The organism is Bacillus sp. FJAT-50079, from assembly GCF_018343515.1.
GTDB lineage: Bacteria > Bacillota > Bacilli > Bacillales > Bacillaceae_C > Lederbergia.
The window spans coordinates 661245-685131 of record NZ_JAGYPD010000001.1 but is presented as its reverse complement, the minus strand read 5'-3'; the positions used below and the strand labels follow the sequence as shown (position 1 = coordinate 685131).

Annotated in this window: 26 protein-coding genes; 20 read left to right on the top strand and 6 right to left on the bottom strand. The window is 39.8% G+C overall.

What is annotated here, in order from left to right; genetic code table 11:
• Positions 1–127 precede the first annotated feature (127 nt).
• On the top strand, positions 128–1585 hold the full coding sequence (locus KHA95_RS03170) for a protein adenylyltransferase SelO (protein ID WP_213135994.1): 1458 nt from the start codon (positions 128–130) through the stop codon (positions 1583–1585).
• 168 nt (positions 1586–1753) lie between these two features.
• Here KHA95_RS03170 and KHA95_RS03165 read toward each other — a convergent pair whose 3' ends face one another.
• Entirely contained in the window at positions 1754–2203 is a 450-nt protein-coding gene (locus KHA95_RS03165; protein WP_213135993.1) for a hypothetical protein, read from the bottom strand.
• Between the two features lie 251 nt (positions 2204–2454).
• On the opposite strand from KHA95_RS03165, the gene KHA95_RS03160 reads away from it, so the two are divergent.
• The 5 genes from KHA95_RS03160 to KHA95_RS03140 all read left to right on the top strand — a co-directional run bounded on the left by KHA95_RS03160 (position 2455) and on the right by KHA95_RS03140 (position 7958).
• Entirely contained in the window at positions 2455–3159 is a 705-nt protein-coding gene (locus tag KHA95_RS03160; protein ID WP_213135992.1) for a lectin-like domain-containing protein, read from the top strand.
• Positions 3160–3437: 278 nt separating this feature from the next.
• Positions 3438–4892 carry a vWA domain-containing protein gene (locus tag KHA95_RS03155; RefSeq protein ID WP_213135991.1) on the top strand — a complete coding sequence of 485 codons (1455 nt, stop codon included), beginning with the start codon at positions 3438–3440 and terminating at the stop codon, positions 4890–4892.
• A gap of 294 nt (positions 4893–5186) precedes the next feature.
• The gene (locus KHA95_RS03150) at positions 5187–5771 is read left to right on the top strand and encodes an ECF transporter S component (protein ID WP_213135990.1); all 585 of its coding nucleotides are present in this window, start codon (positions 5187–5189) and stop codon (positions 5769–5771) included.
• Positions 5768–7213 carry an ABC transporter ATP-binding protein gene (locus tag KHA95_RS03145; RefSeq protein ID WP_213135989.1) on the top strand — a complete coding sequence of 482 codons (1446 nt, stop codon included), beginning with the start codon at positions 5768–5770 and terminating at the stop codon, positions 7211–7213. Before KHA95_RS03150 ends, KHA95_RS03145 begins: the two co-directional genes overlap by 4 nt.
• A complete protein-coding gene (locus tag KHA95_RS03140; RefSeq protein WP_213135988.1) occupies positions 7188–7958 on the top strand; it encodes an energy-coupling factor transporter transmembrane component T family protein in 771 nt (256 codons plus the stop codon). The genes KHA95_RS03145 and KHA95_RS03140 overlap by 26 nt, the downstream gene beginning before the upstream one ends.
• Positions 7959–8311: 353 nt before the next feature.
• Here KHA95_RS03140 and KHA95_RS03135 read toward each other — a convergent pair whose 3' ends face one another.
• Positions 8312–9502 (bottom strand): coenzyme F420-0:L-glutamate ligase, encoded by a 1191-nt coding sequence (locus tag KHA95_RS03135; protein ID WP_213135987.1) that lies wholly within the window; start codon positions 9500–9502, stop codon positions 8312–8314.
• A 119-nt stretch (positions 9503–9621) separates the two neighbouring features.
• Between KHA95_RS03135 and KHA95_RS03130 the strand changes: the two genes are divergently transcribed.
• Complete coding sequence (locus KHA95_RS03130; RefSeq protein ID WP_213135986.1) at positions 9622–10515, top strand: LysR family transcriptional regulator; 894 nt, start codon at positions 9622–9624, stop codon at positions 10513–10515.
• A 48-nt stretch (positions 10516–10563) separates the two neighbouring features.
• Here the strand turns inward: KHA95_RS03130 and KHA95_RS03125 are convergent, their stop codons facing one another.
• Complete coding sequence (locus tag KHA95_RS03125; protein WP_213135985.1) at positions 10564–11031, bottom strand: DUF4231 domain-containing protein; 468 nt, start codon at positions 11029–11031, stop codon at positions 10564–10566.
• 93 nt (positions 11032–11124) lie between these two features.
• Here KHA95_RS03125 and KHA95_RS03120 point away from each other — a divergent pair, with 93 nt between their 5' ends.
• Together KHA95_RS03120 and KHA95_RS22840 are read left to right on the top strand one after the other, a co-directional pair.
• Positions 11125–11331 carry a hypothetical protein gene (locus KHA95_RS03120; protein WP_213135984.1) on the top strand — a complete coding sequence of 69 codons (207 nt, stop codon included), beginning with the start codon at positions 11125–11127 and terminating at the stop codon, positions 11329–11331.
• 94 nt (positions 11332–11425) lie between these two features.
• The gene (locus KHA95_RS22840) at positions 11426–11716 is read left to right on the top strand and encodes a phospholipase (protein WP_249316474.1); all 291 of its coding nucleotides are present in this window, start codon (positions 11426–11428) and stop codon (positions 11714–11716) included.
• Positions 11717–11846: 130 nt separating this feature from the next.
• Here the strand turns inward: KHA95_RS22840 and KHA95_RS23320 are convergent, their stop codons facing one another.
• A complete protein-coding gene (locus tag KHA95_RS23320; protein ID WP_481748398.1) occupies positions 11847–12290 on the bottom strand; it encodes an S-Ena type endospore appendage in 444 nt (147 codons plus the stop codon).
• 108 nt (positions 12291–12398) lie between these two features.
• Positions 12399–12833: an S-Ena type endospore appendage gene (locus tag KHA95_RS03115; protein ID WP_213135983.1), complete on the bottom strand. Its 435-nt coding sequence runs from the start codon at positions 12831–12833 to the stop codon at positions 12399–12401.
• Between the two features lie 222 nt (positions 12834–13055).
• On the opposite strand from KHA95_RS03115, the gene KHA95_RS03110 reads away from it, so the two are divergent.
• The 10 genes from KHA95_RS03110 to KHA95_RS22830 all read left to right on the top strand — a co-directional run bounded on the left by KHA95_RS03110 (position 13056) and on the right by KHA95_RS22830 (position 21223).
• Positions 13056–13652: an SAM-dependent methyltransferase gene (locus KHA95_RS03110; RefSeq protein WP_213135982.1), complete on the top strand. Its 597-nt coding sequence runs from the start codon at positions 13056–13058 to the stop codon at positions 13650–13652.
• Positions 13653–13731: 79 nt separating this feature from the next.
• Positions 13732–14643 carry an HPr(Ser) kinase/phosphatase gene (hprK, locus tag KHA95_RS03105; RefSeq protein WP_213136155.1) on the top strand — a complete coding sequence of 304 codons (912 nt, stop codon included), beginning with the start codon at positions 13732–13734 and terminating at the stop codon, positions 14641–14643.
• A gap of 323 nt (positions 14644–14966) precedes the next feature.
• Positions 14967–15569: a TetR/AcrR family transcriptional regulator gene (locus KHA95_RS03100; RefSeq protein WP_213135981.1), complete on the top strand. Its 603-nt coding sequence runs from the start codon at positions 14967–14969 to the stop codon at positions 15567–15569.
• 2 nt (positions 15570–15571) lie between these two features.
• The gene (locus KHA95_RS03095) at positions 15572–15946 is read left to right on the top strand and encodes a DUF488 domain-containing protein (RefSeq protein WP_213135980.1); all 375 of its coding nucleotides are present in this window, start codon (positions 15572–15574) and stop codon (positions 15944–15946) included.
• Positions 15947–16443: 497 nt separating this feature from the next.
• Positions 16444–17643, top strand: coding sequence for an MFS transporter (locus KHA95_RS03090; protein ID WP_213135979.1), 1200 nt, complete (start codon positions 16444–16446; stop codon positions 17641–17643).
• A gap of 127 nt (positions 17644–17770) precedes the next feature.
• Positions 17771–18193 carry an SRPBCC family protein gene (locus KHA95_RS03085; RefSeq protein WP_213135978.1) on the top strand — a complete coding sequence of 141 codons (423 nt, stop codon included), beginning with the start codon at positions 17771–17773 and terminating at the stop codon, positions 18191–18193.
• Entirely contained in the window at positions 18194–18517 is a 324-nt protein-coding gene (locus KHA95_RS03080) for an ArsR/SmtB family transcription factor (RefSeq protein ID WP_213135977.1), read from the top strand.
• Between the two features lie 833 nt (positions 18518–19350).
• Entirely contained in the window at positions 19351–19914 is a 564-nt protein-coding gene (locus KHA95_RS03075) for a DoxX family protein (RefSeq protein WP_213135976.1), read from the top strand.
• A gap of 421 nt (positions 19915–20335) precedes the next feature.
• Positions 20336–20893 carry a family 43 glycosylhydrolase gene (locus KHA95_RS22835; protein ID WP_249316473.1) on the top strand — a complete coding sequence of 186 codons (558 nt, stop codon included), beginning with the start codon at positions 20336–20338 and terminating at the stop codon, positions 20891–20893.
• A gap of 24 nt (positions 20894–20917) precedes the next feature.
• Positions 20918–21223: a glycoside hydrolase family protein gene (locus KHA95_RS22830; RefSeq protein WP_249316471.1), complete on the top strand. Its 306-nt coding sequence runs from the start codon at positions 20918–20920 to the stop codon at positions 21221–21223.
• 56 nt (positions 21224–21279) lie between these two features.
• Here the strand turns inward: KHA95_RS22830 and KHA95_RS03065 are convergent, their stop codons facing one another.
• Positions 21280–22467 carry an alanyl-tRNA editing protein gene (locus tag KHA95_RS03065; protein ID WP_213135975.1) on the bottom strand — a complete coding sequence of 396 codons (1188 nt, stop codon included), beginning with the start codon at positions 22465–22467 and terminating at the stop codon, positions 21280–21282.
• 204 nt (positions 22468–22671) lie between these two features.
• Between KHA95_RS03065 and KHA95_RS03060 the strand changes: the two genes are divergently transcribed.
• On the top strand, positions 22672–23886 hold the full coding sequence (locus KHA95_RS03060; protein WP_213135974.1) for an MFS transporter: 1215 nt from the start codon (positions 22672–22674) through the stop codon (positions 23884–23886).
• Position 23887 lies beyond the last annotated feature (1 nt).

Sequence of the window (23887 nt, the reverse complement as noted above, 5' to 3'; positions counted from 1 at the left end):
ACTAAAAAGTAAGTTTTTACGGGGGAGAAGAGGGAATTCGTATTATAATGGTGGTACGGTTATTATTTATCGAAGTGGAAGACACTAAAAAGAGTGAAAAAATGAATCGTTGAAAAAGGTGAAATAAATGAAAACGAAAACAGGCTGGAAGTTCGACCATAGTTATGCGCGTTTACCAGAGCTATTTTTTTCAAATACGAATCCGACTGCTGTCAATAAGCCAGATTTAATAATTATTAATATGGATGTAGCATCCTCTCTTGGGTTAAATATCGAAGAATTACAAAGTGATGATGGGGTAGCGACACTTACCGGAAATCAGCTTCCTGAAGGTGCCTTGCCGCTTGCTCAAGCATATGCTGGCCATCAATTTGGTCATTTTACGATGCTGGGTGATGGTCGAGCGGTGCTGCTTGGTGAGCAGATTACCCCCGATGGCAAGCGGGTTGATATTCAGTTAAAAGGAGCTGGTCGAACACCGTATTCGCGTGGCGGCGATGGAAGAGCGGCGCTAGGACCGATGCTGCGTGAATATATTATTAGCGAAGCAATGCATGCGCTCGATATTCCAACGACCCGGAGTCTTGCTGTTGTGGCGACAGGTGAGGGGGTTATACGGGAATCGATATTGCCAGGTGCTATTTTAACTAGGGTGGCTGCCAGCCATCTTCGGGTCGGAACTTTTCAATACGCAGCAAAATGGGGGACGGAGGATGATTTGCGAATTTTGGCGGACTATGCATTGGAGCGTCATTTTCCTGAGATTGAAACGGATGGAAATAAGTATCTTTCATTGCTTCAAGAAGTGATCAGACGCCAGGCAGAGCTCATTGCGAAGTGGCAGCTTGTGGGCTTTATTCATGGTGTAATGAACACTGATAATATGACGATCAGTGGAGAAACGATTGATTATGGCCCTTGTGCATTTATGGATACGTACGATCCGGCGACTGTTTTTAGCTCGATTGACCGCCAAGGTCGCTATGCTTATGGCAATCAACCGATGATCGGAGGCTGGAATCTCGCACGTTTTGCCGAATCTTTATTGCCGCTTTTGGATGAAAATATTGAAAAGGCGGTTGAATTGGCACAAGCGGAAATTACAAACTATAACGATCTTTATCACGCTTATTGGTATGAAGGAATGAGAGCAAAGCTAGGGCTGTTGAACGACGAAAAGGAAGATGAAGCACTCATTGATGATTTACTTCATCTGATGGAAAAATATCAAGCAGATTATACGAATACGTTCCGAGCGTTAACATTTAACAAGCTAGAAGATGCGAATCTTTTTGCTAATGATGAATTTACTAAGTGGCATGAACGCTGGCAGGCAAGACGGAAAGGACAAGGGGAATCAGAGGCGGTAATGAATGAATTAATGAGAAACAGTAATCCCGCCGTGATCCCACGAAACCATCGAGTTGAAGAGGCGCTGGAGGTGGCTGTGGAACAAGGCGATTATAGCGTTTTAGATCGACTTTTGACCATGCTAGAAAAGCCGTTTGCACACTCGTCTGACCAAGAGGAATACACGACTGTTCCTGAGTCAATGACACCGTATCAGACATTTTGTGGTACGTGAGATGGAAATAAGGTCAATCGAAAGCAATTCGATTGACCTTATAAGATGAAAAATCCCCGTTAGATGCGAAAAATCCCTCCAAAAATTAACTACATTTTTTGATAATTACATTCTAGACTAACATCTTTACCATCTAAAATTACCCTATTTTTTGTCGTCTCAATTTACCTAGGGGAATACAATTGCGTTAATGGATCGATCTTGGAAAAGGATAAAGTCGATATTATTTTCAACATCATTGCCTTCCCTTGTAGCTTGAATATTATAAGAAAAAGTGCCCGAAGATGGAGGTAGATCTGTCCATGTTACCGGGACGACCAGATCATTGACAGCCCCAAGCTCCACAGAAAATTTTGCTTTATTTATTTCTCCAACTAAAAAAGATGTAAGGATTTCATCATCTCTTCGAAGGTCAAATCGGATGACATAGCTATAATGGTCAGTAGTGTTTCCAGCTCTTACAATTGTATTAATCATAGAATCCAGTTTCACTCTTTCGCCGGAGAAATTTGTTGTTACATCTACTGCCAATACAACAACAGGAGTGTCCGGCTGAAGCGTTAACGTATCAAATGTTTGATCAAAATAATATCTTGGACAGCCATTTTGTAAACCCATTTTTTCAATCCTCTCAGCTATAAATCTATTTTTAAAATAGTGTATGGAAGAAGTTTGTGATTGGATTGGACAACGGGAAAATCTTATAAATCACAGAGAACGATTTCCTCCTCTTGGAAATAAAAATTTACTATTCTATGATGCCGACACAAACAATTAATCATAAAAAGAATACATTGCTTACAGAAATGGAAAAAGGAATTAGTAGGATAGGAAAGTCTGAAAAAATTTAATATAAGGGGGGCCTTTTTATGGGATTAGGACCAAAGTGTATAATTTTCGACGATTTTACAGATGTATCTGACTTGACACTAAATGGTACTGCTATGACAACGACTGCCAATGGGCGAAATGTTTTAAGACTGACAAGTGCTGGCATAAACCAAGATGGAAGTGCGTTTACAAGCGATGCTTTGCCAGTTTCTAGAGGATTTTGTACGTCCTTTGCTTTCCAAATGACTGATGCAGGCGGGTTTGGTGATGATGATGGGCCGGGGGCAGACGGGATCGTGTTTATTGTACAAAGTAGTTCAAATACTGCGTTAGGAGAAGGGGGAGGAGGAATCGGCTATTTGGGGATCCCAAAAAGTGCTGGGGTTGAATTTGATACGTTTTTTAATGATGAAGAAAATATTGATGATCCTAATGGCAATCATGTTGGGGTTGATTTGAACGGTTCAGTTAAATCGGTAGTCGTTTCTCTAATTGCCGATCGGTTAAACAATGGGAATGTTTGGTTTGCATGGGTTGATTACTCGCCAAAAACTCAGCTTTTAGAAGTGCGTTTATCTACCACTAGTTTCCGTCCAGTGAAGCCGACGGTCACTTATAAAGTTGATCTTCAAGCTGTTATTGGATCTAAAAATGCCTATGTCGGTTTTTCTGCATCTACCGGTCTCGGTTATGAGAATCAAGATATATTATTTTGGGAGTTTTGCACACCTAGATGTCCATAATGATAGAGTAAAAGACTGTTATTAACGGGTGCCAGCTATTTCTAGTCGGCATCCTTATTTTCTTGCAAACAGATGTCTAGGTATATAGTTACATTTTTACAAGAGATCCATATTACCCCTTTTTATTCGTATATAAGGACGATAATTAAAGTATAATGAAGAAAATATAAACGCCAAGGAAAAGAAGAGAGTATGACTGAAATAAATAAGACGGCTCACTCTGATCTTTGGCAAGTTGCCTATACATAACTAAGATAAAAGATTGGCAGGTTGATAAAATGCGTAAATGGTTAGTCCTTCCGATTATTTTGTTGTTGATTGGGGGATGCGCGGAAAAGGTGGAGAAAGATAGGCAAGAAGAGACGGATGAGGCTGTTGTTGCTTATGAAGTGATTGAAGATGAAGGAGAAGTAACGGATGCGACCGGGGATAATCGAAAATCCGAGACTGCGACGGGCTCGATCGCTTTTAATGAAATTGAGGAATTAACAATTCCAGGTTCAACAGAAGAATTGATTGCACAGCCACCGGGTATTTTCACAAAAGATATACCATATGAAAAGGAAACGAAGAAGATGTGGGGGGACTTTGGTCTTGGAGATTATGAAGAAGAGTTAAAAGAAAAGTTAAGGGAAGTAACTGCAACGACCCAAGACCCGGTCACACTCTTTCAGTCTCTTCACTATTTTATTGGCAGCAATGCATATGGTCGTGCAGCCAAGGATTTGAATGAATACAGTGTGGAATGGTATGAGCCGTATCTGCCTGAGCCTGAGGAAATGGAAGAAGGAGTAAATTCAGTCGATCCCGGAAAAGCTCTTATTCTTCTTGATGCGAGTTCAAGTATGCTTTTGAATGTGGAAGGAAAACAAAAGATGGCTGTGGCGAAATCGGCTGCGGGGCGGTTTGCAAACACAATTGGCGCAACGCATGACGTATCATTGATTGTATACGGGCATGCTGGAACGCAAAATGATGCAGATAAGGAATTATCATGTACAACGATTGATGAAATATTCCCGCTTCAGCCGTTTGATGCCGAGAAATTTACTCAGGCGGTGGATGGAGTCGAGGCAAAAGGCTGGACACCGATTGCCAACGCGATTAAAACAGCACGCGAGAAAATGGCAGGCTCTTCGGAAAATGTCACGCTCTATATTATTAGTGATGGAGCGGAAACATGTGACGGCGATCCTGTCGCAGAGGCGAAGGCATTTGCAGGCGAAAATGAGGGAAGAACAGTCAATATTATCGGCTTTGATGTCGATCAAGCCGGAGAAAATTCATTGAAAGAAGTAGCAGCTGCTGGTAATGGCGAATATATTTCTGCTAAAACGATTGATGAATTAAATCATTCGATCAAGAAAACATGGGTTCCATCTTTTCAAGAAATCATGAGCAAAAATAACTCCTTATTAAAGCATTGGGGACAATCAACCCAGTCAATGTATGATCAAACGGGCTTAGCTGATAAATTTTATTATTCGGGCTTAAATGAACAAAGCCGTTTCGTATCCGCCCTTAATTTGATGAGAGGGGAAGAAATGATTACTTCGGAAATATATAACGAGGTGATGAAACTCATTGTTGAAAAGCAGAAGCTTACGTTAGCGGTAATGAAGGAGTTAGATGAAAAGAAAAGCGAGGAAGTTGAAGCAGATCGTCAACAAGTAATTGAACGGGTAAGAGAGTGGACAGAGCGGATGAATCGATTACAAGGGGCTGGAAACTAAGTTTATATCCCAGCCAGAACGGAAATCAACGCTCCCATCTCGGTAATTCAGAAACTTTCCATGAATTAGACAAATTCGTTTATACAATGTATACTGAAGGCAATTACATAAAATTCCGTCCGGGTGCTTGAGTGAATCAGGCTGAGATTGCAGCTATTATCCGCTGCTGACCGTTAATCTGATCTGGATAATGCCAGCGTAGAGAGCTTATTTGAGTATGGATTCTACTATTCTCAACCGTCTGTGCATATGGACGGTTTTTTTGTGTGAAAAATACAAAAAGGGGATAGAAAGATGAGGAAGTTAAAGTTTTCAGATTTGCTAATTACGATTATGATCGGAGTGGTCTTCGGGATTACGATGAAGTTTTGGGATGATTTGTACACCGTTGTTAAGCCGATCTTTCCAGTCGCACGTCAATTATTATACGGTCTTTGGTTTATGGTTGGCCCATTTGCATTCTTGCTCATTCGTAAGCCAGGTGTTGCGTTGTTAGCGAGCGTTGCCGCTGCTGGTTTATCTGCGTTTATTGGACATGGTTTTACTGTTCTCATTTACGGTTTTGCTCAAGGGTTGGCTGCAGAGCTATTGTTCGCTGCTTTTCGTTATAAGCGCTTTGGTGTTGTGATTGCAGGATTTGCAGGCATCGCTTCCTGCTTGGCAAGCTTTTTACTAGATTTAGTTTATGGATATGCGAACCTTGAACTATGGGCATTGATTGTTAAATATGGTTTGCGTATCATTAGTGCCTTCATTTTTACCGGAATTTTTGCATATTTGATCGTTCGTGCGTTAGAAGCGACGGGGGTTACAAATCTCGTTCGCCCGGTAGCGAAAGAGGAATACGATTTGCTTGATAAGAAGGATGTTGTTTCTTGAGTATTCATGTAAAAAATTTGCGTCTAAAGTTTCCAGGGGAGCCGAGCTTAATATTTGAGGACCTCTCTTTTTCTGTGAAGTCAGGGGAAAAAGTACTATTGCTTGGTCCGAGCGGCTGCGGAAAATCAACGTTGTTGCAAGTATTAAGCGGGATAATTCCTCACTCAATCGAGGTTCCACTCAAATACGACTCGTTTGTTGCACCGAACTCATGGGGATTTGTTTTTCAAGATCCAGATACGCAATTTTGTATGCCCTATGTCGATGAAGAGCTTGCATTTGTATTGGAAAATTTAAATGTGCCTAGAGATGAGATGGACATAAGAATTGAGGAAGTGTTAGAGCGTGTCGGCTTGCGATTGGATGAACCGCATACGCCCATTCAGCATCTTTCACAAGGGATGAAACAAAGACTGGCGCTCGCTTCTGTTCTTTTACTAGAACCGGAAGTGATCTTTCTTGATGAGCCGACAGCGTTGCTTGATCCGGAAGGAACGGTACAAATTTGGGAGTCAGTGAAAGCTGTGGCAAAAGATAAGACGGTCATCATCGTTGAGCATAAAATTGATCAAATCGCTGATTGGGTGGAGCGGGTTGTTTTATTTAATGAGACGGGTGAAGTTATTGCTGATGGGGCGCCAGAACTCATTTTCACAAAGCATAAACGGGAACTAATTGAGTATGGCATTTGGTATCCGAATGTGTGGGAGGATTATATCGCCTCCTCTCATTTTTTAAAACAAAAGCGAAGCGATCAAGGAAAGGAAATCATTCAGCTTCGGAATTTCAACGGTTATCGGGGGAAAGAACGGAAGATTCATATCGGGCAAGGAGAAGTTTGTCAGGGAAGCTGGATTGCGATTGTCGGGGAAAATGGGGCCGGGAAAAGCACATTTCTATTATCGTTAATGCATTTGCTGCATACAACGGGACATTATGAGCTTGACGGGAAAATGCTTGATTTGCAAGAGAAAAAAAAGAAACCGCCAATCGGTCTCTCGCTCGTTTTTCAAAATCCCGAGCTGCAATTTATTACGAATTCAGTTTTTGACGAACTTGCCTTTTCTATAAAAGGCGAGAATATTCGGGAGAAAGTGGAAGACCTGCTTAATTTGTTTCATTTGAATATAAACGAAAATCGCCATCCATTTCAATTATCGATCGGCCAGAAAAGGCGATTAAGTGTAGCAACCGCATTGGCACATGGAGCGAAGGTATTATTGCTCGATGAGCCGACGTTTGGGCAAGATGCGAAAAACACCTTTGCGATGCTTGAAAAGCTGGAGAAATTACGCAAGGAAGGAACGACGATTATTATGGTTACGCATGATTCGAATATAGTCGATCATTTTGCAACAGAAGTGTGGACCATTCATAAAGGAGTTTTTTCAAAAGGAAAACAGGAGGAAAAGCAAGATGCTAGAATTGTTCACGCCACGTAGGGAAACTTGGTTGTTTCGTGTCAATCCCGCGCTGAAGTTCGCCTTTGTTTTTGTCTTTTTAATCATCGTGCTTTTCAATCAAAATTTCCAATTTGCCCTCAATCAAATGGTGCTATACGGGCTAATTCTCTATTGTTTTAGTGGGTATTCATGGCGAAAATTATTGCTTTTTTCCATCCCGATTATTGTCTCATTTTTTTCGTCGGCGGTTACAATGATGTTGTTTGGAAAAGGAACGAGCGTCCTATGGTCATGGGGGCTAATTAAAATTTCCGAAGAAAGCATCCAACATGGACTATTGCTAGGTTTTAAAACTGCAAGTTTTGGTTTTTTAAGCTGGACCTTTTTATTAACGTCGCGGCCAATTTTATTGTTCTATGCTTTGATGCAGCAATTTCGCATGCCATCTAAATTTGCATACAGTTTTATCGCCTCCGTTCGGTTAATGCCGATCATTGTCGAAGAGCTGCAAACAAGAGCGAATGCGCTCAAAGTGCGTGGTGTTCATTTTTCAAAAGGGCTAAAAGGCGTCCTTCAGCGTTTACAATTATTCACTGTCCCATTATTTGCACAAAGCATTCGCAGAGCCCAACGAGTTGCCGTGGCAATGGAGGCGAAACGATTCCAGATGGGAGCGAAGCGAACGTACTTTTATTCAACATCGTATTCAAAGGTCGACGCTGTATTTGTTGCTTTTTCGTTCGTAGCATTTAGTGTTGCTTACTTGTTGTCAAAAGGCTATTAAAAAAGGTGCCTGCCTCCAGTATTGGAGGATCAGGCACCTTTTTCTAAGCCAAAGCGCAAATTTCTAAGCCAAAGCGCAAATTTCTAAGCCAAAGCGCAAATTTCTAAGCCAAAGCGCAAATTTCTAAGCCAAAGCGCAAATTTCTAAGCCAAAGCGCAAATTTCTAAGCCAAAGCGCAAATTTCTAAGCCAAAGCGCAAATTTCTAAGCCAAAGCGCAAATTTCTAAGCCAAAGCGCAAATTTCTAAGCCAAAGCGCAAATTTCTAAGCCAAAGCGCAAATTTCTAAGCCAAAGCGCAAATTTCTAAGCCATCACACAAATTACAATCCAAGCCCAATATTTCCAGGCTCTCCTTATTTTGTAAAGTTATCGAAGTAACCTTGAATAAATACGATCGGTGTTCCTTTATCGCCGCTTCCAGATGTTAAATCTGATAATGAACCAATTAAGTCAGTCAGCTTTCTTGGTGTTGTTCCTTGTGATTCCATGGAGCCGACGAGGTTTTCGTCCTTGTTACTAATGAATTCAGTAATGGCTTTCTGGAGTTCCTCGCCTTTTAAATCGGCAAAATTATTATCAGCAAGGTATTTTAATTTCACTTCATTCGGTGTTCCATCAAGTCCTGATGTGTAGGCAGGGGAAACAACAGGGTCTGCAAGCTCCCATATTTTACCGACAGGATCTTTAAATGCTCCATCTCCGTAAACCATGACTTCGATTGTTTTTCCTGTTTTTTCTTTAAGCATTTGCTGAATGGTTTCAACAACAGGCTGACAATCACGCGGGAATAATTTCACGCCGTCATCTGTTGATTTATTGGAGCCAAGCAGTCCGTATTCTTCATTATAGCCGCTCCCATCGACAGGTGCAGATAAAATGTTATCGAGGCTATATACTTTTTCTCCACCATTGGCTTCAAGAATTCTCTTAGTTCTAAATCTCGTATGGATGTCACATGCGAGGACGCTTTTTGTATAATCTAAAATTGTTTTCGGGTTATTGGAGAAGATAACTTCACATTCAACTCCATATTCTTCAACAAGTGATTTATAGTAGTCAATATAATCAATACCAGTAAATGTATGCTTATTATATCCGAAAAGGTCACGAAATTGCTTTTCATTTAAAACATCTGTCCAAGGATTCACTCCTTTTTCATCAAGCATATCAATGTCTACTAGATGGTTACCTACTTCATCTGCCGGATAGCTAAGCATTAAAATGATTTTCTTTGCTCCTTTAGCAATTCCGCGTAGACAGTTAGCGAAACGATTACGGCTTAAGATCGGAAAGATCACACCAATTGGATCGTCGCCGAATTTCGAACGAACGTCATGAGCAATATGGTCAATCGTTGCAAAATTCCCTTGTGCCCGAGCAACAATCGATTCTGTTAATGTAACAATATCTCTATCATTCAATTGAAAGCCTTCAATTTCTGAAGCTTTTAGTACACTATCGACAACGATTTCTTCAATGCGATCTCCTTGATGAATGATCGGACAGCGAAGTCCCCTTACAACGGTTCCAACTACTCTTTCCAATATAATCGCTCCTTATAACTAATAGAGTTAGTTTACTCACTTATCTACTTGTAATATACATGAATAGAGTGGTATAAGTAAAATGTGTATATCTAATGATAGATATAAGGGGGGCTTATATGGTTAGCAAATTGGATTTATATAAAGTATTTTGTACAGTTGGAAAAAGTGAAAGCTTTTCGGAAGCCGCAAAAAGTCTCTATATGACGCAACCGGCCGTAAGCCAGTCGATCATGCAACTAGAAACTGAATTGGATACCCGACTGTTTAATCGAACACATAAAGGTGTGACATTAACGACCGAAGGGAGCCTTCTGTTTGAATATGTAAATTCTGCCTTGAAATTAATTGAGGCTGGTGAAGAAAAAATTTTGGAATTTAAAAATTTAACCGCCGGAGAATTAATTATCGGAGTTGGTGATACGATCTCAAGATACTTTCTCCTTCCCTATTTGGAGGCCTTTCATAACCGTTATCCAAATATAAAGTTCAAAATGATCAACGGAACAACCGCGGAGATTTGTTCTATTATGAAATCGGGTGAAGTCGATATTGTCGTTTGTAATTTCCCCCTTGAGGATCCTGCACTGGAATTACGGCCGTGCATCGATATCCATGATGTTTTTGTTTGTGGGGGAAAATATAAGCATTTACTACAAAAGCCGGTTTCCTTTGAGACGCTTATTAAATATCCTTTAATTTTTCTTGAGCCTGAATCCAATTCGCGGAAATATGTAGAAAGTTTTATGATTTCCAAAGGAATCAAAATTTCGCCCGAATTTGAGTTAGGTTCTTATGATTTATTATTAGAGTTTGCCAAAATTAATTTAGGAATCGCATGTGTGACAAAGGAGTTTTCTGAAGAATACTTAACAAAAGGATTATTGTTTGAAATCCCGCTACAAGAGGAAATTCCAAAGAGAAGCATCGGGATCTGCACGATCAAAGGTGTTCCATTGTCACCAGCTGCAACAAAATTTGCTGAAATTATTGAGGGAGAACGTTTCTTTTAAGACTCTCTCCCTTTGATTTCGTTAAAAGGGAGAGCAGTGCATTTCTTATTACCTTTCCTCCTCATCGCCTTTGTCTATTTCCTTCTGATGCAATTTATACCATATATCTGCACTTGAATGGATGATCTCGTTTAGGCGAATACGATATTTTTCCAACTCCTCCGCCGCGAATGAAGCGGGGTCTCTTCCCTCCATATAAAACGTCAAGTCGCGCTCCAACTCTTGCAATTCAATAAAGGCCTTCCCATCCTTGATCCAAAGTTCTTTATAATTGTAAAAGCCGTTTATGAAATTCAACACCGTGACGATCGCACCAAGGATAATGGATATGTTTATAAACCAGCTTCCTACACTGAAATCTTGTAGACCGAGTAAGGTTGTAATCGTTGCTGAACAGATGACCGTGACAAGGTTTAGATGGAACGCCCTCTTTTTATGACGATTTTTCCTATATCGGAAAAATTGAATGTTTCCTCTAATTTCTTTTTGTAAATAAGTGGCCTTCTCAATGTTCATCGCGTAGCAGCTTCCTTTCGCTCTCATCACTTTTATTCATTTTATTCCGAGCGTAGGGTGGTGTTAATCTAAAATAACTGGGGGGAAGGTGAAATGATGTTGAGGATAACTGCTCTTATACTTACGCTTATTTCAATTGTTTTCGTCTTTTTTCATTACAATGGTGCGATTTTTATATTTGGTGCTGCGCTCGCTTTATTGGGAATGCATGAATTAACGTTGAAAAACAAGCGAATGATGTATATCTATTTCATATCAGGTCTTATCTTTATGGTTGGTATTATTGTAAAAGGCTTTTGAATAGTCCCATAAAAACATAGGTAGCCGCTTGGACAGGAACGCATGCCATTGAATATTTTATAGTATCCAAGTTCAAGCAAGGGAGGTTATCCATTTGTCGCGAAGGAAAAGAAGAAGGGGAGGATTTTGTGTTTTCCCAGGGTATCGCTGGTGTGGACCGGGGTGCAGTGGACCAGGGGTCCCAATTAATGCGGTTGATGCGGCTTGCAAAGCACATGATGAATGTTATCGGAGGAACAAAAGAGCGTGTGATTGTGATCGGGCTTTTCTTCAACGATTGAAGAAAATGACTTGTGAACGAACGAGAGAGGGCAGGCATGCACGGATTCTGTATCGTTACATGAAGTTCCAAACCTTGTTTTCATGCGAGTTTGCCAGAAAATAAATGGGGAAGCACTTCCCCTAACTTCTCTGCACTTTCAACGTAATGGAAGGGAACAAAAACGGTAGTATTCTTCGCTCTTGCTCCCAAAGCTAAACGTATCGATCAGTCATACTTGGATAGTAGTCGGTTGTTAGTTACAAGGAAGTTTGAAATTAGGGTTAATACAAATTTCACCCCGTGCTGGAACAGTTCCCGTATCAGAAGGGACTTGTACTGTAATAGTATTAAAGTTTTGAGCAACAAAGGTAATGCAACTGCCCTCATCTACCCTTAACGTTTGTATTGGCGTATTTCCAGGAGTTGTTGGGTCTCCTCTCCAAAAGCGCACAAAAATAGTCCCTGAAGGGCTAGCGGTACTACAATCATAAGACAGTGTGCCGGTGGCAATTAATTTACAGACTCCCGGACTTGTAAATACCTCTCTATCCACATCAACTCTATTTATCTCCCAACAACATTTTAATTGAGCTTCCTCTCTTTGCCTATCAGAGCAGTTACAAGTAAAGCAGGAGCAATGAATGTTACGAGTACAATCCTGTGGATGGTGTTTCTTCTTTTCACAGCGACAATTCATTCGTGTTAACCACCTTTCATGTTTTACTACTATTAAATGCAAAATGGTGAATCCTCGAATGGTCAAGTTACCTTGAAAATAAAAATGTGTTCACGTTTTAAAGATTGTTTAACATATATCAAAAATAGGATTAATACAAAGCTCACCTTGTGCCGGTGTGTTGCCTTTTTTTAATGTGATTGTAATCGTGTTAAAGTTTGATAATACGAACGATGAACAACTTCCTTCATCAATGAAAAAGCAGTCGATTAAACATTCTTTTTCGGGCGGACCTTTAAAAAACTTAACTAAAAGAAGCCCGTGTGGCTGACTGGATGAACATTCAAATTTTATCGTGCCAAAAGCGGTTAAGTTGCGCTCGCTAGGCCCGGTAAATATAACTCTTTCAACATCCTTTTTATTTAATTCCCAGCAACAATTTAATTGCGTTTGCATTTTTTCTTTTAATGGTGGCTTCTCCTTCTCGTTATGTTCTCCCCAACAATCATCTTCATAAAAAGAGTGATCCTTGGAGTGATAGCATCTGCGTTTCTTCTTACGCATGTCACTCGTCTCCCCCTTACGTAATTTTCTCCTATTTATATTGAATGAATGTCATTCGATTTATGTATAGACGGATGTATGTCTTCATTTAGCCCTTTTCAAATATGGATGGTTTTCGGCCTCCAGTAGTTATAAATAAAGGATGTAGCACTAGATACATAGCTTCAAAGCTAGTACCATAGTATGTTGAGGTTTTTATAATAAAATAGGAGGATTTGCGATATGCCTGAAGCAACATACGAAAGAAGATTACGGATTCGTACATCCGGACTTAGAGAATGGAGGAAAAAGGTGCAGTATAACCGTTATGAAGCAACACCTTATAAGGCATTAGAGGAGCTTTTTAAAGGCTATAAGCTAGAGAAAACGGATCGGGTCGTTGACTATGGTTGTGGTAGAGGCAGGGTTTCCTTTTACGTTCATCATCATTTTCAAATACAAGTGACAGGAATTGAGGTAAATGAACTCACGTATAGCGAGGCGCTTGATAATAAGACGAGGTACCGTCAAAGGGCACGTCATATTGCTGCACCGCTTCGTTTTGACTATGGACTTGCCGAACATTATCAAGTGGAAGACGAAGATAATGTGTTTTATTTCTTTAACCCATTTTCTGTTCAGATTTTTAAAAAGGTTGTCCAAAACATTTTGCAATCTGTTCAAGAAAGGCGACGTCCTGTTGATATTATTTTGTATTACCCAATGCCGGAATTTAAACGTTATTTGAAATCAAGCACTCCCTTCAAATTAATGAATAAAATTCGAGTGCCTGGCGCTCATGATAGTAAAGAAAAGTTTTTAATTTACCGATTTTCATAGTGAAGTTGTAGCGTTTGCAATTCTTCATTCTTCGATGGATAATAAAGGAATAAGGTTGTGAAGAATGGGGCGTATGGACTTGAAATCAATTACAGTTGAAAAGTTAGTTCAAGTATTTTCTTTGGAAGTATTAACTGGAGCAGATCAACTACGACGACCAATCAACCGATCACGGACACATCGTCCAGGATTGGAATTCATTGGCTATTTTGATTTTTTTCCGAAAAAACGTGTGCAAATTCTCGGTCAAAAGGAAATCAATTATTTGCATGAATTAAGTGAAGAAGAGCGAAAGCTGAGGATTGGTAATATTGTAAAATACCGTCCTCCTTGCTTTATTGTGACAACACAACAAGAGGGGTTAACCTATTTAACCCAATTTTGTGCAGAAGAAGGAATCCCGTTATTGCGTACACATGAGAGAACTCCTGAATTTATTGCCAAACTAGATGGATATTTAACGAAAGCATTAGCCCCGGAAACAGCGGTACATGGTGTTTGTCTGAATGTGTTTGGGATGGGTATCTTGTTGCGTGGACATTCTGGCATTGGTAAAAGTGAAATAGCTCACACATTAATCGGTCGTGGACATCGATTGGTCGCCGATGACATCGTCGTCTTAAAAAAGATTAGCCCTCAAACGATTCTTGGTACGCATAATGAAAAAAATAAAGAATTTTTAGCTCTTCGTAGTATTGGGTTGTTAAATGTTGTTCGTGTTTATGGAAACAAGGCTTTCCAAGATGAAACGCGAATTGCTTTGGATATTGAATTAACGAAATGGCAAAAGAATTCTTTGAATAATGAATTAGAGCTTGAGTCTAAATTTACAGAGTATTTAGGAGTGAAAATCCCTCATATTGAAATTCAGCTTCAACCTGGACGTGATGTCGTTGGGTTAATCGAAGCAGCGGCAAATAACTGGAATCTCAGACAACAAGGATATAGTGCAATGGAAGAGTTTATGTCAAGGCTCCACAACGGAAAATAACCACCTATTTTAAAGAAGTGACAACGTGTCATTTTATGGTTGACATGCAGCGTATTGCGATTTAAAATGAAAGTATACTGAATGACACATTGTCATTATTGGGGTGGGCCAAAAGTGAATAAAAAAGATACATATATGGAAAAGTTTAAAAAACTTATAGTTGAGCTACAAGCACAAGGGATTAAAGTATCTATTTGTAAAAGACCAATGCTGAAAAAAGAAGGATGTTAATAAACCCAATTTTAGGGTAATAAGAAGATAGACAATACAAACACCTAATTTATAGTAGGTGTTTCTTTATTTTGAACATGTGAGGGAAAACATTGCCGAAAGTAACTTTTTTTAATTTACCAGACGATAAAAAGCAATCGTTAATCAATGCGGCAAAAAAGGAATTTTCGCGGGTACCTTTATTTGAAGCTTCAATTGCAAATATTGTTAAGGAGGCGGGAATTCCACGGGGGAGCTTTTATCAATATTTCGAGGACAAAGAGGATGCCTTTTTCTTTTTGTTAAATGAATTGACGGAAGAAAACAAAAAATATTTTGTATTCACCTTGGAAAAACATAAAGGTGATTTATTCGAAGCGATGCTTGAATTTTTTGCGATCATTATCAATGAAGAAGAAAACTTCCAATTTTTACGGAATACTTTTTTAAATATGACTCATAAAATTGAAAGTACATTTGCGAAGAGCTTTGGTGATCGTGAAATTACGTTGAATGATATTGGCTTATTCATTAATACATCCAACTTAAATATTTCGAAAGAAGCAGAGTTATTTCATGTGATGAAGATTATTACGTCTGTAACGATCCGCAATGTCGTAGATAAATTTGCTTTAGAAATCCCTTATGAAGAAGCGATGACTCATTATACGACCGAAATGAACTTATTAAAGAATGGTCTATTAAAAGGGGAATGAAGATGGGCGAACATGGTGTGAGGATAAAACGAGCGTATGATAAGCCTTCGCCAGATGACGGTGTGCGGATTCTTATTGATCGTTTATGGCCAAGAGGAGTGTCAAAAGAACAATTGCGAATGGATCATTGGTTTAAAGAAGTAGCTCCATCCTCTGAGTTACGCAAATGGTTCGACCATGCCCCTGACAAGTTTTCTGAATTTAAAAGGAGATACAAGGAAGAATTGAAGACGGATAAAGTGAAGAAAGAGCAACTAGAAGAGCTAAAACAACTGGTTATAAAGCATCAGAAACATATTACACTCATTTACGGAGCAAAAGATGAGAAACATAACCAGGCAGTCGTACTGAAGGAAATGTTGGATCCCCTTAATTAAAAGCAGGAGGGAAAGATAACACCAATGTTTGGACAATGGGAATTCAGGAACAGCTATACAAGGATTTGCATAGCGGGCATTGGGCGAAATCCTGAGAGGGAGCAGATATAACTGGTTGGTATGCAAGTTTTTTAGAAAATATGGTACTTCCCATCGTGATGGCTTGGAAAAGTTGTATATGGTATGGTTGTATCTAGCAATTCCTTAGATCGTAGTGATCAGGGAAAGGGGAGTATTCATTTATGACGACTTGTATAGTGTAAGCCGATAATTCCTAGGAGTAGGAATCATCGGCTTTGTTTAGTGTGTGTGAACTTAATGAACGTTCGAATTGTAAATGATCTTCGTATATTCATCTCTGCCGCTAAATCTTCAATAAAGAAGGCGTCTAGAACCAAATTAACGACTCCCAAAAATGCTCGCTAAGGCTTGAGCACATACCGATGATCTTTAACCTATCTACTGGTTATATCCATAACAAACAAAGGATGAGTTTTATGCAGAAAGAAAAATTATGGACAAAGGATTTTATTTTTGTTTCAATCGTAAATTTCATGATTTTCATATCGATGTATTTGCTTTTAGTAACGATGGCCACGTATGCAACGGAAAACTACCATGCATCTGCCAGTATGGCTGGAATCGTTGCGAGCATCTTTATTTTAGGCGCTCTTACGGGGCGTTTATTTGCGGGAAGGGTAATGGAGAGGTTTGGTAGTAAAAAGGTCTTAATCATTGGCAGCATTATTTTTGTTGTGATGACCTTTTGTTACTTTATCCCAGTAAATATTTACGGATTAATGATCATTCGTTATATTCACGGAATTGGAGTTGGATTAGCTTCAACAGCAACGGGGACAATCGTCGGTCAGGTCATCCCACGGAGCAGAAATGGCGAAGGGATTGGCTATTTTAGTTTAAGTGCCGTTTTATCAACAGCGATCGGGCCGTTAATTGGAATCTTCCTTGTTCAGTCTGTTGGTTATATTGGTATTTTCGTCTTTTCAGCAGTGATGGCGATAGTTAGCTTGCTGCTTTCCCTTCCAATTCAAGCACCGATTGTAGAGAGAGCGGTGATTTCTACACGTGCCGGATTTCATCTATCAAGCATTTTTGAAGTAAGGGCTTTGCCAATATCGATCGCCATGTTTTTCATGGCTTTTGCCTATTCTAGTATTTTATCTTTCATTACCGTATATGTGGCGGAAATTGATTTAATCGAAGCAGGCGGCTTTTACTTTTTTGTTTATGCGCTTGTCATCTTGCTTTCCCGCCCTTTTACAGGCAGACTGATGGACATAAAAGGAGGCAATACGGTCGCTTATCCAAGCCTTATTTTATTTGCAATTGGAATGGCTTTGCTTAGCCAAGTTCAATCAAGCTTCCTATTTTTAGTAGCGGCGGCCATTATTGGGCTAGGGTATGGTAATTTTCAATCTTGCACACAAGCTTTGGCAGTTAAAGTGACTCCGCGCCATCGTATTGGTTTAGCGACCTCTACTTATTTTATTTTTTTAGATCTTGGCCTTGGGTTAGGTCCGTTCCTCTTAGGACAGCTCGTTCCCTTGATCGGATATCGGGGCATGTTTCTATCCCTTGCCTGCTTCATTGTTATCGGCATTTTTCTGTATTATATTCTTCATGGTAGAAAGGATAAGGAGCTTAGTGCAAGTGTAGAAACACGAGTCGCTTTATAATTGTTAAAATAACGCACAAACTACTAAGGTGGTTTGTGTATTTTTATTAAAATTGACATGAAACCAAAAGGTTTTGTATAATTCAATATAAAACCAAAAGGTTTCATATGTTCAGGGGGGTATAAATATGGATACGAATCATGTAGAGGATATAAAGCAGAGGGTTGTTATTGATGCACCAATCGACAAAGTATGGAAGAAGGTTTCAACTGCTGAAGGAATTGCGGCTTGGTTTATGCCAAATGATTTTCAGCCAGAGGTAGGGCATGAATTTCATTTGCAGTCACCATTTGGGCCTTCACCGTGCAAGGTCATTGAAATTGATGCTCCTTATCGACTTTCTTTTATGTGGGATACAGATGGTTGGGTCGTTTCCTTTATTTTAAAAAAGGTGGGGGAAAAGACCGAGTTCACGCTTATTCATGGTGGATGGAAGCATCCCGATGAAATTGTCCCTAAGGCGCAAGATAAGAATGCGGTCATTCGCGATCGAATGAATGCGGGCTGGGAAGGAATCACTCAAAAACTTCGGAAGGTTGTGGAGGGTTAAATGACCGCACCAGCTCGGAAATATGATGTATTTCAGGCGATTGCTGATCCGACGAGAAGAAAGGTTTTACGATTACTTTCTGAAAAAGAGCTCGCTGTTTCAGAAATCACGTCCCATTTTTCAATTAGCCGAACGGCCATCGCTAAGCATCTCCATATTCTTACAGAAGCAGAACTCGTTCGCGGGAGAAAGGTAGGGCGCGAACGACGCTACTGCCTGCAACCTGAACCTTTAACGGAACTGCAACAATGGCTTTCTTATTATGAACGATTTTGGGAAAACAAACTTTCCAAGCTCAAATATGAGATTGAAAATGAGGAATAATAATATGCGAAAAAGTATGGTTGATATAATGGCAGAATAGTATGGAAGGTGATTAATCGATTGTAATTACACTTCGGTTGGAGAGAATAATTTTGGGGTTGCAACAGCAACGCGACTCGCCGCGGTTTTTGGATTAAGCGGGTCCTTAGTCATTACAGCATACTTTGTAATGGATACGAATGGGATCACCATATATCCATTGTTTTTCAGTGTGGCTAAGCCGGTCACTATATTGACATTTGGGCTAACTGTTATTCTTTTCGGAGCGACGATCATATCACAAAGAAAAAGGGAGGATGAAATTTCCAAACACAGCTTACTGAGCATTATTATCCTGGTCGGTGTGGCCACCCTATTTAAGGTAATGACTAGGTAAGCTTAAGAAAAATGGAATAATAGCATCTTTGCACTTTTTTTAACTCAAGCAAAAGAAACACTTTCTTACATGCGGAAGTGTCTCTTTTTTTGTTTGTCTCACTAGACAAATAAGGATTCTATCGATTTAGGTTCGAGCAGGCGATAGTAACACGAGGGGATCATTTGAATCTTTCTGAATGAAGAATGTGTTGAAATTGCGAGCATCAAAAATCCAGTTGCCAATTAAATGATTTCCAATCGATATTTTCCCCCTTTTTTTTGGAGGCATGTCAGTACTAAGGATATTACAAATTAGACATGAGAACTTATCTATCTTTGCTAGCCAGATGAAAGAAAACGAGGTGTTAGGATCTTCAGCATGGAAAGATCCAGAATGCATGAAAGTATACAAAAGTATGTGTTTTTAGATTATTTGTAATATAATAGGTAATATTTAAATAAAAGGAGGCGTAATGATGAACGGAAGAAGAAATATTACAGTACCTGAAAATCCTGTTTCAAGATTTTTATTCAGTAGTACGCGTTCAGCTTTTATTTGGTTAATTATTCGTTTATATGTAGGATATGCTTGGCTGAAGGCAGGATGGGGAAAAGTAACGAGTGATGCATGGACAGGAGAAAATGCCGGAGCAGCTATACAAGGCTTTGTGCAAGGTGCATTGGCTAAATCTCAGGAGGGAGCGGATGTAACCGGGTGGTACGCCAGTTTTCTGGAAAGTGTAGTGTTACCAAATGCAAAAGTGTTCGCTTTCATGGTTGCTTACGGCGAATTGCTTGTTGGTTTAGGGCTCATTGTTGGCTTGTTAACAGGAATCGCAGCCTTCTTTGGTGGATTGATGAATGTCAGCTTTCTTTTTGCTGGAACATTAAGCACCAACCCTTTGTTATTTATCCTTGCCACTTGGTTAGTGATGGCTTGGAAAGTAGCTGGATGGTACGGCTTAGATCGCTGGGCACTTCCATACTTAGGAACTCCGTGGAGCCAAAGTTATAAGGGAAGAGGGAAAATTTCTTTTTGATCTACCGATATAGAGTAAGCCGATGATTCCTAACCGCAGGAAAAATCGGCTTTTACCATTTACCTCTCTAATCTTTCCTCTGTACTTTTAAAGTTGCCAAGTTGTTTCATTGTCGCTTTTATAAATTATTCTACGGGTTGATAGAAAACTTTGCTAAACAAAGCTATTTTCATAACTTTATCTATATAACGAGGGAATTAAAAGAAGCAAGTTTTTATGGAGAAAAAACTCCCGAGAATGAATTTTTAGACATTTTTTTATAGATTACAGATTTAAGAACCCGTATTTCTGGCCTTTTTGAACGATTACGTAAGGACGGACAGGAGATGGAGGTTAGAGAATAAATACTAGGGGTTTTTTATATCCCAAAATGGAGATAGGGTGTAGATCGATTGGTAAAGTAAGGACGAGCGATATCCATATGCGCGATCCATTTGTGTTCTCTTATCCAGTTGAAAACAAATACTACCTATTCGGCACTACATTTGCAGATGGAATAGGAGATCAGGAGCCTATTTTTGAAGTATATGTTGGGGATGATTTAGAAAACTGGGAAGGACCTTATGTCGCATTTCAACCACCGAAAGGATTTTGGGGTGTCAGACATTATTGGGCACCTGAAGTATTTGAAATTGACGGCAAATTTTATATGTTTGCTTCTTTTAAAGGTGGAATTGGCGAACATCGGGGCACGGGTATTTTAGTCGCTGATCACCCTGCTGGTCCGTATGTTCCTCATAGTAATGGAGCAATTACCCCTAAAGAATGGGAATGCCTTGATGGTACTTTCTACGAAGACGAGGAAGGCCATCGCTGGATGATTTATTGCCATGAATGGACGCAGGAATTTGAAGGCAAAATCAAAGCAACCCGACTTACAGAAGATCTAAAAGAATCAAAAGGCGAATCTATCGAAATATTAAACGCAGCTCATATGAAATGGATCCGATATTTTGGTGACCCGCGTATTGAAAAATAAGGATATTTAACAGATGCTCCGTTTATGTATAAGGCAAAGAATGGTGATTTGCTCTTACTATGGTCGAGCTATTCTATCCCAAATTATGGAGATGAAGGCTTTGGCGGCTATACAGTAGCAATTTCACGCTCCAAATCAGGAAGTATTCAAGGGCCTTGGATTCACGAGGATTCATTATTAATGGACCGCAACGCCGGTCATTCGAGTCTATTCAAAGGATTAGATGGTCAGCTATTTATTTCTACCCATTATCCTGATACTCCTCATGGAAATGAACGACCTCTATTTTTAAAGGTGTCTGAACTTGAGGATGGGTTAAAAATTAGTTGAATAATTTATGTTAACTGTTAAGGGCTGCTCGAATATGAGCAGCCCTTATAATTTCATTAAAGTATACTTTTCGCCATGATCTCCAATAACTCTTCACCAGACATCGTTCGCTCCCCGCCGCCTTGGACGAAAGCGTCGTTTCCGCCGCCCTTTCCATTTACAGCCTGAAGCGCAACCGTTGCTACTTGTTTCATGCTTGTTTTAACTGCTGCTCCACAGCCGGCAACGAATTGCAATCGCCCATCGGATTCAGCTACAAGTAATGCGATCACTTCATCATTATTTGCTACAAGAAAGCGGGCCAATTTTTGCAGCTCTTGAACCGTTCGTCCGACAAATGCCGCCTTGACAGCGCCTTGTTCTTGATTTAACAGTAGCTCATTTGCTTCATAGGACAATAAGGATTCATGTGCTGCTCCCAATGATTTTTCAAGCGAGTGATTCGCTTCTAGTAGCTTTTCGATAGCAGCATTGACACGATCTTCAGGTGCGCTTAACTGGCGTGAAGCTTCCGCCAAAACATTTGTTTTTTTATGAAGTTCTCGTAAAATGCGTTCACCGCATACAAAATGCACACGGGTTTTTCGTCTTTGTTTTTCAGTTGCTAAAATTTTAATTGCGTTCACTTGTCCGGTTGAACTTGGATGTGTGCCACCACAGCCGTTGTAGTCGAAATCAGGAACAATGACGAGGCGGATTTCATCGGTTACGGTTAGTTCCTTGCGTAATGAATACTGATCAAGCTCATCTGACGACACCCATTTTGTTTCGATCGGCAGGTTTTTTAAAATCATCTCATTCGCTAGACGTTCCGCCGCTTCTAATTGCTCGCTGGAAACATCTTCAGCGTCTAAATCAATCGTGCAGATCTCTTTACCTAAGTGAAAACTGATAGTATGTAATTTAAATAATTCAACGAATGCGGCTGTTAAAATATGTTGACCGGCATGCTGCTGCATGTGATCGAACCGCCGCTCCCAATTAATCACACCTTTTACCTGGTCCGTAGCTCCAAGCTTTGTCGCGACCGTATGGCGAATTTCACCTTCGACATCTTCCACGTTCAATACTTGAATGTCATTCAGCGTCCCAATATCATGTGGCTGACCTCCACCGGTTGGGTAAAAAGCAGTATTCTCTAATACAACGTACCAATTACCTTCTGTATCCTGTGCCTCTTTTTTGATTTGAGTTGTAAATGTTTTACAATATGCATCAATATAATACAGTCTCTCCTTTAGCATATAAAGACTCCTTTATCTCATTTCCTACATTTTAACACCAAGAATAAAGTTCTAAAACCTTGTTCTTTATTTCTATTGATTAGAAAGGTTTTGGAAATATTGGTGATACTAAAATATAGATTTTAGATTGTCATACTATTTTTATAGGTGTATAGTTATCTGTAAATAATATAAAGAACATATGTAAAGACAGCGGAGGTAAAAATGGTAACTTCAACAAAAAAACAGGTTTCTCTGTCACGTAATAAATTGCTTGGTATCGCTGGAACTGGGTGGGCGTTTGATGCAATGGATGTAGGCATTCTCTCATTTGTTATTACTGCGCTTGCGATTGATTGGAACTTAACACCAGGACAAATGGGCTGGATCGGCAGTATAAATTCGATTGGAATGGTATTTGGTGCGCTTATTTTTGGCATAATCGCTGATAAAGTTGGTCGAAAAAATGTTTTTATGATCACATTAGTGTTATTTTCAGTTGCGAGTGGATTATCTGCATTTACAACTACGTTGGCCGCTTTTATGATTCTGCGCTTTTTCGTTGGCGCAGGACTTGGAGGAGAACTTCCGGTAGCATCAACATTGGTTTCTGAAAGTGTCGGTGTGAAAGAGCGCGGACGAGTCGTTGTTCTTTTGGAAAGTTTCTGGGCTTTAGGTTGGCTTATCGCTGCTCTTATTTCATATTTCGTCATTCCTTCTTATGGTTGGAGAGTAGCACTCATTATTACTGCGTTACCAGCATTCTATGCCATTTATTTAAGACGCAATTTACCTGATTCACCACAATTTACTGCGAAGAAAAATAATACCCAATCGATTGGACAAAATATTCGTGATGTATGGTCAAAAAAATATGCAAAACCTACGATTATGTTATGGATTGTCTGGTTCACAGTTGTTTTTTCTTATTATGGTATGTTTCTTTGGCTTCCAAGTGTAATGGTGATGAAGGGCTTCAGTATGATCAAAAGTTTTGAATATGTGCTAATTATGACCCTTGCCCAGCTACCAGGTTATTTTACGGCAGCATGGATCATTGAAAGAGCGGGGCGCAAGTTTGTGTTAGCTACGTATATGCTCGGTACAGCCGCTAGTGCACTCGTTTTTGGGAATGCTGATACAACAGCGGTATTGCTTATTTCTGGTATCTTTCTTTCGTTCTTCAATTTAGGGGCATGGGGAGCGCTATATGCCTATACACCAGAGCAATATCCAACCGTTATCCGGGGGACGGGGGCAGGTATGGCTGCTGCGGTTGGCCGTGTAGGTGGAGTGCTTGGGCCACTATTAGTCGGAACTCTTGTTGCAGCAAATTACGACATTGGTATTGTTTTTAGTATTTTTTGTGCGTCTATCGTAATTGGTGTTTTTGCAGTCGTGATTCTAGGTAAAGAAACAAAACAACTCGAGTTGGAATAAG

Excerpts from the sequence above, each read along its gene's own strand:
- KHA95_RS03170 (WP_213135994.1), top strand. The coding sequence starts at position 128 with ATGAAAACGAAAACAGGCTGGAAGTTCGACCATAGTTATGCGCGTTTA.
- KHA95_RS03165 (WP_213135993.1), bottom strand. The coding sequence starts at position 2,203 with ATGGGTTTACAAAATGGCTGTCCAAGATATTATTTTGATCAAACATTT.
- KHA95_RS03160 (WP_213135992.1), top strand. The coding sequence starts at position 2,455 with ATGGGATTAGGACCAAAGTGTATAATTTTCGACGATTTTACAGATGTA.
- KHA95_RS03155 (WP_213135991.1), top strand. The coding sequence starts at position 3,438 with ATGCGTAAATGGTTAGTCCTTCCGATTATTTTGTTGTTGATTGGGGGA.
- KHA95_RS03150 (WP_213135990.1), top strand. The coding sequence starts at position 5,187 with ATGAGGAAGTTAAAGTTTTCAGATTTGCTAATTACGATTATGATCGGA.
- KHA95_RS03140 (WP_213135988.1), top strand. The coding sequence starts at position 7,188 with ATGCTAGAATTGTTCACGCCACGTAGGGAAACTTGGTTGTTTCGTGTC.
- KHA95_RS03130 (WP_213135986.1), top strand. The coding sequence starts at position 9,622 with ATGGTTAGCAAATTGGATTTATATAAAGTATTTTGTACAGTTGGAAAA.
- KHA95_RS03125 (WP_213135985.1), bottom strand. The coding sequence starts at position 11,031 with ATGAACATTGAGAAGGCCACTTATTTACAAAAAGAAATTAGAGGAAAC.
- KHA95_RS03120 (WP_213135984.1), top strand. The coding sequence starts at position 11,125 with ATGATGTTGAGGATAACTGCTCTTATACTTACGCTTATTTCAATTGTT.
- KHA95_RS23320 (WP_481748398.1), bottom strand. The coding sequence starts at position 12,290 with ATGAATTGTCGCTGTGAAAAGAAGAAACACCATCCACAGGATTGTACT.
- KHA95_RS03115 (WP_213135983.1), bottom strand. The coding sequence starts at position 12,833 with ATGCGTAAGAAGAAACGCAGATGCTATCACTCCAAGGATCACTCTTTT.
- KHA95_RS03110 (WP_213135982.1), top strand. The coding sequence starts at position 13,056 with ATGCCTGAAGCAACATACGAAAGAAGATTACGGATTCGTACATCCGGA.
- KHA95_RS03095 (WP_213135980.1), top strand. The coding sequence starts at position 15,572 with ATGGGCGAACATGGTGTGAGGATAAAACGAGCGTATGATAAGCCTTCG.
- KHA95_RS03090 (WP_213135979.1), top strand. The coding sequence starts at position 16,444 with ATGCAGAAAGAAAAATTATGGACAAAGGATTTTATTTTTGTTTCAATC.
- KHA95_RS03085 (WP_213135978.1), top strand. The coding sequence starts at position 17,771 with ATGGATACGAATCATGTAGAGGATATAAAGCAGAGGGTTGTTATTGAT.
- KHA95_RS03080 (WP_213135977.1), top strand. The coding sequence starts at position 18,194 with ATGACCGCACCAGCTCGGAAATATGATGTATTTCAGGCGATTGCTGAT.
- KHA95_RS03075 (WP_213135976.1), top strand. The coding sequence starts at position 19,351 with ATGAACGGAAGAAGAAATATTACAGTACCTGAAAATCCTGTTTCAAGA.
- KHA95_RS22835 (WP_249316473.1), top strand. The coding sequence starts at position 20,336 with ATGCGCGATCCATTTGTGTTCTCTTATCCAGTTGAAAACAAATACTAC.
- KHA95_RS22830 (WP_249316471.1), top strand. The coding sequence starts at position 20,918 with ATGTATAAGGCAAAGAATGGTGATTTGCTCTTACTATGGTCGAGCTAT.
- KHA95_RS03065 (WP_213135975.1), bottom strand. The coding sequence starts at position 22,467 with ATGCTAAAGGAGAGACTGTATTATATTGATGCATATTGTAAAACATTT.
- KHA95_RS03060 (WP_213135974.1), top strand. The coding sequence starts at position 22,672 with ATGGTAACTTCAACAAAAAAACAGGTTTCTCTGTCACGTAATAAATTG.